General features: G+C 75.9%; 9 protein-coding genes. 8 read left to right on the plus strand and 1 reads right to left on the minus strand.

Translation table 11 applies throughout. From position 1 onward, the window contains the following. Both ACSNOC_RS25410 and ACSNOC_RS25415 read left to right on the plus strand, forming a co-directional pair. Positions 1 to 1244: hemolysin family protein (locus ACSNOC_RS25410; RefSeq protein WP_436749907.1), on the plus strand; the 1244-nt coding region annotated here is incomplete at its 5' end. Next, the gene (locus tag ACSNOC_RS25415) at positions 1241 to 2257 is read left to right on the plus strand and encodes a hemolysin family protein (RefSeq protein WP_436749908.1); all 1017 of its coding nucleotides are present in this window, start codon (positions 1241 to 1243) and stop codon (positions 2255 to 2257) included. The genes ACSNOC_RS25410 and ACSNOC_RS25415, both read left to right, overlap by 4 nt. On the opposite strand, the gene ACSNOC_RS25420 is transcribed toward ACSNOC_RS25415, so the two are convergent. Beyond that, a complete protein-coding gene (locus ACSNOC_RS25420) occupies positions 2208 to 3023 on the minus strand; it encodes an IclR family transcriptional regulator (protein WP_436749909.1) in 816 nt (271 codons plus the stop codon). The two genes, ACSNOC_RS25415 and ACSNOC_RS25420, sit on opposite strands and share 50 nt — an antisense overlap. A gap of 93 nt (positions 3024 to 3116) precedes the next feature. Between ACSNOC_RS25420 and hutH the strand changes: the two genes are divergently transcribed. The 6 genes from hutH to ACSNOC_RS25450 all read left to right on the plus strand — a co-directional run. Beyond that, positions 3117 to 4655, plus strand: a complete 1539-nt coding sequence (gene hutH, locus ACSNOC_RS25425) for a histidine ammonia-lyase (RefSeq protein ID WP_436749910.1) — start codon at positions 3117 to 3119, stop codon at positions 4653 to 4655. 41 nt (positions 4656 to 4696) lie between these two features. Then, positions 4697 to 6355, plus strand: coding sequence for a urocanate hydratase (gene hutU, locus ACSNOC_RS25430; protein WP_436749911.1), 1659 nt, complete (start codon positions 4697 to 4699; stop codon positions 6353 to 6355). Next, positions 6352 to 7572, plus strand: coding sequence for an allantoate amidohydrolase (locus ACSNOC_RS25435; protein ID WP_436749912.1), 1221 nt, complete (start codon positions 6352 to 6354; stop codon positions 7570 to 7572). Before hutU ends, ACSNOC_RS25435 begins: the two co-directional genes overlap by 4 nt. After that, positions 7563 to 8753, plus strand: a complete 1191-nt coding sequence (gene hutI, locus ACSNOC_RS25440) for an imidazolonepropionase (protein WP_436749913.1) — start codon at positions 7563 to 7565, stop codon at positions 8751 to 8753. The genes ACSNOC_RS25435 and hutI overlap by 10 nt, the downstream gene beginning before the upstream one ends. A gap of 54 nt (positions 8754 to 8807) precedes the next feature. Continuing rightward, the gene (locus ACSNOC_RS25445; protein WP_436749914.1) at positions 8808 to 9200 is read left to right on the plus strand and encodes an NfeD family protein; all 393 of its coding nucleotides are present in this window, start codon (positions 8808 to 8810) and stop codon (positions 9198 to 9200) included. Beyond that, on the plus strand, positions 9197 to 9975 hold a 779-nt coding region (locus ACSNOC_RS25450), incomplete at its 3' end, for a slipin family protein (RefSeq protein ID WP_436749915.1). The genes ACSNOC_RS25445 and ACSNOC_RS25450, both read left to right, overlap by 4 nt.

Consider the following 9975-nt stretch of genomic DNA (forward strand, 5'->3'; position numbering starts at 1 on the left):
GCGGCGAGCTGGAACGGGCCGCGTCCGCGGGCGACAGAAGCGCCGCGGGGGCGCTGGCGGGCGTGCGCGCGCTGACGTTCCAGCTCTCCGGCGCACAGTTGGGCATCACGGTCACCTCCCTGGTGATCGGCATGCTCGCCGAGCCGTCGCTGGCCGGGCTGCTGCGCGGACCGCTCCGGGCGGCCGGGCTCCCCGGCGGCGCGGCGTCCTCCGTGGCCGTCGCCCTCGGTGTGGCGCTCTCCACGGTGCTGCTGATGGTGGTCGGGGAGCTGGTCCCGAAGAACTGGGCGATCTCCCGCCCCCTGGCCGTCGCCCGCGTCGTCGCCGGCCCGCAGCGCGGCTTCACCGCCGCGTTCGCCCCGTTCATCCGCCACCTCAACGACACCGCCAACCGATTGGTCCGGCGGCTGGGCCTGGAGCCGGCCGAGGAGCTGGCGTCCGCCCGCACCCCGCAGGAACTGGTCGCGCTGGCCCGCCGCTCGGCGGCCGAGGGCGTGCTGCCGCCGGACTCCGCGGAGCTGTTCGTGCGCACCCTGCACCTGGGGGAGCTGACCGCGCAGAGCGTGATGACGCCGCGGGTGGACGTGCACGCGCTGGCGGCCGACGCCACGGCCGCCGACGCGGCCAACCTGACGCTGGCCACCGGGCTGTCCCGGTTCCCCGTCCACCGCGACGGCCTGGACGACGTGGTGGGCGTCGTCCACATCAAGGACGTCCTCGCCCTCAGCCACCGGACGCGGACCGTCACCCCCGTCTCCGAGGTGATGACCGAGCCGCTGCTCGTGCCCGGCACCGTGCCGGTGGACCGGTTGCTGGAACGGCTGCGCGGCGGCGGGGCGCTGGCCGTGGTGGTCGACGAGTACGGCGGCACCGCCGGGGTGGTGACCCTGGAGGACATCGTCGAGGAGGTCGTCGGCGAGGTCCGCGACGAGCACGACCCCGCCGCCGCGCCCGACCTGGCCCCGGCCGGGCCCGGCACCTGGGAGGCCGACGGCGGCGTCCGCGTCGACCGGCTCGCCGCCCTCGGGCTGGCCGCGCCCGACGGACCGTACGAGACGGTCGCCGGGCTGCTGGCCACCGCGCTCGCCCGGATACCCGCGGCCGGCGACACCGTCGGCGTGGCGGGCTGGCGGCTGACCGTCCTGGCCACCGCCCGCCACCGCGCGGAACGCGTCCGGATCACCGCGCCCGGCTCGCCCGCCCCCGACCCCTCCGACCGCCCCCACCACCGGGACCGACCATGACGGCCTTCCAGCTCGCCCTCGGGGCGCTGACCCTGCTCACCAACGCCTTCTTCGTCGGCGCCGAGTTCGCCCTCATCGCCGTGCGCCGCGACCAGATCGAGCCGCGCGCCGACGCCGGCGAACGGCGCGCCCGCACCGTGCTGTGGGCGCTGCGCCACCTCTCGCCCATGCTGGCCACCGCCCAGCTGGGCATCACCGTCTCCTCGCTGGTGCTCGGCGCCGTCGCCGAGCCCGCCGTGGCCCACCTGCTGGAGCCCGGCTTCGACGCCGCGGGCGTCCCGGGCGCGCTGATCCACCCGATCGCCTTCGCCCTCGCGCTGTCCCTGGCCACCTATCTCCACATGCTCATCGGGGAGATGGTGCCCAAGAACATCGCGCTGGCCGCCCCCGAGCGCACCGCCCTCGCCCTCGGCCCGGCGCTGGTGGCGGTCACCCGCGCGCTGCGGCCGGTCGTCTTCGGCATCAACGCCTTCGCCAACGTCCTGCTGCGGCTGCTGCGCGTGGAACCCAGGGACGAGGTCGCCTCCGTCTTCACCGACGACGAACTCGCCCGCATCGTCAAGGACTCCAGCGACGCCGGGCTCCTGGAGGCCGCCGAGAGCGAGCGGCTGCGGGACGCCCTGGCGCTCGGCACCCGGACCGCCGCCGAGATCGTCGTCCCCGTCGGCCGGATGACCATGGTCGACCACCGCGTCACGCCCCGGCAGCTGGAGCGGGTTTCCGCCTCCTCCGGCTACTCCCGCTTCCCCGTCACCGGCCCCGGCACGACCGTGCTCGGCTTCCTGCATGTGAAGGACGCCCTCGGCGCGCCGGCCCGCGACCGGCCGTTCCCCCGCGACGCCCTCCACCCGGTCATCCGCATCCGGCCGGAGACCCCGCTCGACGACGCCCTCACCGCCATGCGGGCCGCGAGCACCCACCTGGCCGCCGTCACCAGTGACAAGGGCACGCTGCTCGGCTTCGTCACGATGGAGGACGTGCTGGGCGACCTGGTCGGCCCGGCGCCCCGCTGACCCCGGCCGGACGGCCGCCCGCCCGGCGCGTCAGCTCACGGGCGGTGGCCAGCACCCGGCGCGCGATCCGCACCCGTTCCGCCGGGTCCGCGTCGGCGTCCGCGAAGGTCACGGCCACGCCCGCGACCGGCCGCCCGGTGTGGTCCGTCACCGCCGCCGCGACCGACGAGAACCCCGCGGTCACCTCGCCGTTCTCCACCGCCCAGCCGCGCCGCCGCACCCCGGCCAGGACGTCGCGCAGCGCCGTCGGCGACCGCGGGCCCGCCTCCGTCCGCCGCACGAAGGCCGACGCGTCCGGGAACAGCGCCCGCACCTGCTCCCGCGGCAGCAGCGCCAGCATCGCGCGCCCGCTGGCCGTCAGGTGCGCGGGCAGCCGGACCCCGGCCTCCGTCACCAGCGGCGGGCGGCCCGGGGCCCGTTCCTCGATGACGTACAGCACCTCGCGCCCGTGCGGCACGGCCAGGTGCGCGTTGTGGCCGGTGCGGTCCACCAGCGCCGCCAGGGGCGCGCGGGCCAGCCGTTCGAACGGCGCCTGCCGGGTGTAGCCGGAACCCAGCTCGAAGGCGCTGACGCCCAGGCCGTACCGGTGCTCCTCGGGCAGGTGCACCACGAAGCCCGCGTCGATCAGCGTGTTCAGCAGGTGGTACGTCGTCGAACGGGGCAGCCCCACGTCGCGGCTGACGGCGGCGGCCGGGACGGGCGCGGCCTGCCGCGCGAGATACCGGAGGACGGCCAGGACCTGCGCCGCGGCCGGAACGGTCGACACGCGGCGAGCGTAACAAGGCACCTGTCCGGGATCCCGGACGGAAAACGCCCCCGGGTGCTGGATCCCGCCCCCGGACCGGGGCTTCATGGAGACATGAACCCCGTCGTCGTCGGACCCGGCCCCCTGTCCACCGCCGCCGTGGCCGCCGTGGCCCGGCACGGAGCCCCCGTCGTCCTCTCCGCCGAGGCGGAGGACGAGATCGCCCGCGGCCACGCGGTGATCGAGGAACTCGCCGCCGACAACCGCCCCCACTACGGCGTCTCCACCGGATTCGGCGCCCTCGCCACCCGGTACATCCCGGCCCCGCTGCGCACCCGGCTCCAGCGGAGCCTCATCCGCTCCCACGCCGCCGGCTCGGGACCCGAGGTCGAGCGCGAGGTCGTCCGCGCCCTCATGCTGCTGCGCCTGTCCACCCTGGCCACCGGCCGCACCGGCGTCCGGCCGGTCACCGCCCGCGCCTACGCGGCGCTGCTCAACGCGGGCATCACGCCCGTGGTGCGCGAATACGGCTCGCTGGGCTGCTCCGGCGACCTCGCGCCGCTCGCGCACTGCGCCCTCGCGCTCATCGGCGAGGGCGAGGTCCGCGACGCCGGCGGGGCGCTCCGCCCCGCCGCGCGGGCCCTGGCCGAGGCCGGGATCGAGCCGGTCACCCTCCGCGAGAAGGAGGGCCTGGCCCTCATCAACGGCACCGACGGCATGCTCGGCATGCTGGTGCTCGCCTGCCACGACCTGCGGCTGCTGCTGCGCACCGCCGACATCGCCGCGGCGCTGAGCGTCGAGGCGCTGCTCGGCACCGACGCCGTGTTCGCCGCCGACCTCCAGGCCCTCCGGCCGCATCCGGGGCAGGCCGACAGCGCGGCCAACCTCCGTGCCCTGCTGGCCGGTTCGGGCATCATGGCCAGCCACCGCGGCCCGGAGTGCACCCGTGTCCAGGACGCCTACTCGCTGCGCTGCGCGCCCCAGGTGCACGGCGCCGCCCGGGACACCCTGGGCCACGCCGAGCTGGTGGCCTCCCGCGAACTCGCCGCCGCCATCGACAACCCCGTGGTCACCCCGGACGGCCGGGTGGAGAGCAACGGCAACTTCCACGGCGCGCCCGTCGCCGCCGTCCTGGACTTCCTCGCCATCTCCGCCGCCGACGTCGCCTCCGTCTCCGAGCGGCGCACCGACCGGTTCCTCGACGTGGCGCGCAACCACGGCCTGAGCGCCTTCCTCGCCGACGACCCCGGTGTGGACTCCGGCCACATGATCGCCCAGTACACCCAGGCCGCCATCGTCTCCGAGCTGAAGCGGCTGGCCGTCCCGGCCTCCGTCGACTCCCTCCCCTCCAGCGCCATGCAGGAGGACCACGTCTCCCTGGGCTGGTCGGCCGCGCGCAAGCTGCGCCGCGCCGTCGACGGCCTCGAACGGGTGATCGCCGTCGAACTCCTCACCGCCGCCCGGGGCCTCGACCTGCGCGCGCCCCTGGCGGCGGCCCCGGCCACCGCGGCCGTCCGCGACGGACTGCGCAAGCGGGTCCCGGGGCCGGGCCCCGACCGGTACCTCGCGCCCGAGATCGAGGCCGCCGTGGCGTACACGGCCTCCGGCGAGGCCCTCGCCGCGGCCGAGTCGGTCACCGGCCCGCTCCGCTGAGCCCCCCGCACGAGCCGGACCTCCCGCACGAAAGGAATCCCATGGACGGTGCACGCCCTGTCCGCGCCCCGCGCGGCCCCGGCCTCACGGCCCGCGGCTGGCCGCAGGAGGCGGCGCTGCGGATGCTGCAGAACAACCTCGACCCGGAGGTGGCCGAGCACCCGGACGACCTGGTCGTCTACGGCGGCACCGGGAAGGCGGCGCGCGACTGGGCGTCGTTCGACGCCATGGTGCGCACGCTGCGCGGGCTGGGGGCGGACGAGACGATGCTCGTGCAGTCCGGGCGGCCGGTGGGGGTGATGACCACCCACGAGTGGGCGCCGAGGGTGCTGATCGCCAACTCCAACCTGGTGGGGGACTGGGCCACCTGGGAGGAGTTCCGGCGGCTGGAGGCGCTGGGCCTGACCATGTACGGGCAGATGACGGCCGGTTCGTGGATCTACATCGGCACCCAGGGCATCCTCCAGGGCACCTACGAGACGTTCGCCGCCGTCGCCGCCAAGCGGTTCGGCGGCTCACTGGCCGGGACCGTCACGCTGACCGCCGGGCTGGGCGGGATGGGCGGGGCGCAGCCGCTGGCCGTGACGATGAACGGCGGCGTGGCGCTCTGCGTGGACTGCGACCCGCGCGCCATCGAACGCCGCGTCGCCCACCGCTACCTGGACACCCGGGCCGGTTCGCTGGCGGAGGCGCTGCGGCTGGCCGGCGAGGCGCGCGACGCCCGCCGGCCGCTGTCCATCGGCGTGCTGGGCAACGCCGCCGACATCGTGCCCCGCCTGCTGGCCATGGGCGCGCCCGTCGACATCGTCACCGACCAGACCTCCGCCCACGACCCGCTGTCCTACCTGCCGCTGGGCGTCGACTTCGCCGACATGGCCGCCTACGCCCGCGAGCAGCCCGCCGACTTCACCGCGCGGGCCCGGGAGTCGATGGCCCGGCACGTGGCGGCGATGGTCGGGTTCCAGGACGCGGGCGCGGAGGTCTTCGACTACGGCAACTCGATCCGCGGCGAGGCCCGGCTCGCGGGCTACGAGCGGGCGTTCGCGTTCCCCGGCTTCGTCCCGGCGTACATCAGGCCGCTGTTCTGCGAGGGCAGGGGCCCCTTCCGGTGGGCCGCGCTGTCCGGCGACCCGGCCGACATCGCCGCCACCGACCGGGCGGTCCTGGACCTGTTCCCGGACAACGAGCCGCTGGCCCGGTGGATCCGCCTGGCCGGGGAACGCGTCCGCTTCCAGGGCCTGCCCGCCCGCATCTGCTGGCTCGGCCTGGGCGAGCGCGACCGGGCGGGGGAGCGGTTCAACGCGATGGTCGCCGACGGCACGCTCAGAGCCCCGGTCGTCATCGGCCGCGACCACCTGGACTGCGGCTCGGTCGCCTCCCCCTACCGGGAGACCGAGGGCATGCGGGACGGCTCCGACGCCATCGCGGACTGGCCGCTGCTGAACGCCATGGTCAACGTGGCCTCCGGCGCCACCTGGGTCTCCATCCACCACGGCGGCGGCGTCGGCATCGGCCGGTCGGTCCACGCCGGGCAGGTCACGGTCGCGGACGGCACCCCGCTCGCCGCCGAGAAGATCCGCCGCGTGCTGACCAACGACCCCGGCACGGGCGTCATCCGGCACGTGGACGCCGGCTACGAGGCGGCCGGGGCCGTCGCCGCCGAGCGCGGCGTCCGGGTCCCGATGCGGGAGACGCCGTGACGGCGGGCGGCGCGGGCACCTTCCTGGAGCTGTGGCGCGACCTGCTGCCCGTCGGCCGCGACACCGCCTCCGGCGGGTACCGGCGGTTCGCCTGGACCGGCGCGGACGCCGACTGCCGCGCCTGGTTCCGCGAGGCGGCCCGGGCGCGCGGGCTGGCGTACGAGGTGGACCGCAACGGCAACCAGTGGGCCTGGCTGGGCGATCCGGCCGCCGGGGACGCCGTGGTCACCGGCTCGCACCTCGACTCGGTGCCCGGCGGCGGCGCGTTCGACGGTCCCCTCGGCGTCGTCTCCGCGTTCGCCGCGCTGGACGAGCTGCGCGCGCGCTCCGCGACGCCCACCAGGCCGCTGGCCGTCGCCGCCTTCGCCGACGAGGAGGGCGCCCGCTTCGGCGTGGCCTGCGCCGGATCGCGGCTGACCACCGGGCAGCTCGCCCCCGAGCGCGCCAGGGAACTGCGGGACGCCGACGGGGTCTCCCTGGCCCGGGCCATGGAACGCGCCGGGAACGACCCGGAGTCGCTCGGCCCCGATCCCGGACGCCTGGCCCGCATCGGGACGTTCGTCGAACTCCACATCGAGCAGGGCCGCCACCTCGACGTGACCGGCGATCCGGTCGGCGTCGCCTCCGCCATCTGGCCGCACGGCCGCTGGCGGTTCGACTTCCACGGCGAGGCCAACCACGCCGGGACCACCCGCGTCGAGGACCGCCGCGACCCGATGCTCACCTACGCCCACACCGTGCTCGCCGCCCGCAAACGGGCCCGCGTCGCCGGGGCGCTGGCCACCTTCGGCAAGGTCGCCGTCGAGCCCAACGGCGTCAACGCCATCGCGTCCCTGGTGCGGGGCTGGCTCGACGCCCGCGCCCCCGAGGAGGCCGGACTGGCCGCCGTCGTCGCGGAGATCGCGCGCATGGCCGCCGAACGCGGGGCGCGCGACGGCGTGGACGTCCGCGTCACCCGCGAATCGTTCACCCCCGTCACCGAGTTCGACGGCGGCCTGCGCGACCGGGTCGCCGGGCTCCTCGGCGGGGTCCCGGTCCTGCCCACCGGGGCCGGGCACGACGCGGGCGTCCTGGCGGCGGCCGTGCCCACCGCCCTGCTGTTCGTGCGCAACCCCACGGGTGTCTCCCACGCGCCCGCCGAGTCGGCGCGCGAGGACGACTGCCTGGCCGGGGTCACCGCCCTCGCCGATGTGCTGGAGGGCCTCGCATGCCGCTGAGCACCGGCGCGACCGTCGTCACGGACATCGGCTCGCTCGTCACCAACGACCCGGCCCTCGGCACCGGCGGTCCGCTCGGGATCGTCACGGACGCGGCCGTCGTCCTGGACGCGGGCCGCGTCGCCTGGGTCGGGCCGTCCCGCGCGGCGCCCGCCGCCGACATCCGGGTGGACGCCGCCGGACGGGCCGTGATCCCCGGATTCGTCGACTCCCACGCGCATCTGGTCTTCGCGGGCGACCGGACCGAGGAGTTCACCGCCCGCATGTCCGGCCGCCCCTACCGGGCCGGCGGCATCCGCACCACCGTCGCCGCCACCCGCGCCGCCTCCGACGCCGAACTCGCGGCGACGGCCGCGCGCCTGGTGCGCGAGGCGCTGCTCCAGGGGACCACCACCATCGAGACCAAGTCCGGCTACGGCCTCACCGTCCGGGACGAGGCCCGCGCCCTGCGCGTGGCCGCCGCCCACACCGACGAGACCACGTTCCTCGGCGCCCACGTCGTCGCCCCCGAGTACGCCGGTGACCCGGCCGGATACGTCGCGCTCGTCACCGGGCCGATGCTGGACGCCTGCGCGCCGCACGCGCGGTGGATCGACGTCTTCGTGGAGCGCGGCGCCTTCGACGAGGACCAGGCGCGGGCGGTCCTGACGGCCGGTGCCGCGCGCGGCCTGACGCCCCGCGTCCACGCCAACCAGCTCTCCCACGGCCCGGGGGTGCGGCTCGCCGTCGAACTGGGCGCCGCCTCCGCCGACCACTGCACCCACCTCACCGACGCCGACATCGACGCCCTGGCCGCCGCCGGCACCACCGTGGCGACCCTGCTGCCCGGCGCCGAGTTCTCCACCCGCGCGCCCTACCCGGACGCCCGCCGCCTGGTCGACGCGGGCGTTCCGGTGGCCCTGTCCACCGACTGCAACCCGGGGTCGTCGTTCACCACCTCCATGCCGTTCTGCGTCGCCGTCGCGGTCCGCGAGATGGGCCTCACCCCCGACGAGGCGGTGCACGCGGCGACGGCGGGCGGTGCCCGCGCCCTGCGCCGGACCGACGTCGGCCGCCTGGCCCCGGGCGCCCGCGCCGACCTGGTCCTCCTCGACGCGCCGAGCCACGTCCACCTCGCCTACCGCCCCGGCGTCCCCCTGGTCCGCGACGTCTGGCGGGCCGGCGAGCGGGTCGCGCGCTGACGCCGCGTCCCGGTCCGGGGCGCCGTGAGCGGGGAACTCCGGCAGTATGGGCACATGGGCGCAAAGCCATACATATGGTGGGCGATCGAGCCGTCCGTCGCCGGCGTGGTGGACACGCTCACGATCGCCGCGCTCGTCGTGCTCGTCGCCGCAGCCCTCGCGGCGGTCGCCGCCGGTCTGCTGCGCGCGGGCCGCCTCACCCGGCGCGCCTTCCTCACCCGGCCCACCACCGGCCGCGAGGCGCTCGTCGGCCGCGAGGCCGTGGTACGGCGCGCCCGGGGCGGCACCGGTCAGGTGCTGCTGGAGGGCGCCTGGTGGACCGTGCGCGGCCGGGACGCCCCGGTCAGGGAGGGGCGGCGGGTCCGCGTCGTGGGCCAGGAGGGACTGGACCTCCTGGTCGAGGACGCCGAGAACGCGGGGGGCGTGACCGAGGAGGAATCCCCATGACAGCCCTGATCATCACGGCCGCCGTCGTCGCGGGCGTCCTGCTGCTGTTCGCCCCGGCGGCCGTCAAGGTCGTCCCCGAGTACGAGCGCGGCGTGGTCTTCCGCCTCGGCCGGATCACCGGCGCCAGGGGACCGGGCCTGTTCTTCATCATCCCTCTCGTGGACCGCATGGTCCGCGTCTCCCTGCGGACCGTCACCATGGACATCCCGCCGCAGGACGTCATCACCAAGGACAACGTGACGGTCCGCGTCAACGCGGTGACGTACTTCAACGTGGTCGACCCCAACCGCTCGGTGGTCGCCATCGAGAACCACATCAAGGGCACCTCGCAGATCGCCCAGACCACGCTGCGCAGCATCCTCGGCCAGGTGGACCTGGACGAGCTGCTGATCAACCGGGACGAGATCAACCAGCGGCTCCAGCAGATCATCGACGACGTCACCAACCCGTGGGGCGTCAAGGTCACCCTGGTCGAGATCAAGGACGTCGAACTGCCCGAGACCATGCGCCGCGCGATGGCCCGCCAGGCCGAGGCCGAACGCGACCGGCGGGCCAAGGTCATCCACGCCAAGGGCGAGTACGAGGCCGCCGAAACCCTGGCGGACGCCGCCGAACGCCTCGAACAGCACCCCGCCTCGATGCACCTGCGGATCCTGTCCACGATGACGGAGATCGCCAGCGAGCGGAACTCGACCCTGATCTTCCCCCTCCCGATGGAACTCCTCCGCCTGGTCGACAGCCTCGGCCCGGCCACGAACGACCACCCCCACCCCGG

The sequence above is a fragment of the Streptomyces sp. URMC 129 genome (genome assembly GCF_051386415.1).
In the GTDB taxonomy this organism is placed as follows: Bacteria; Actinomycetota; Actinomycetes; order Streptomycetales; family Streptomycetaceae; genus Streptomyces.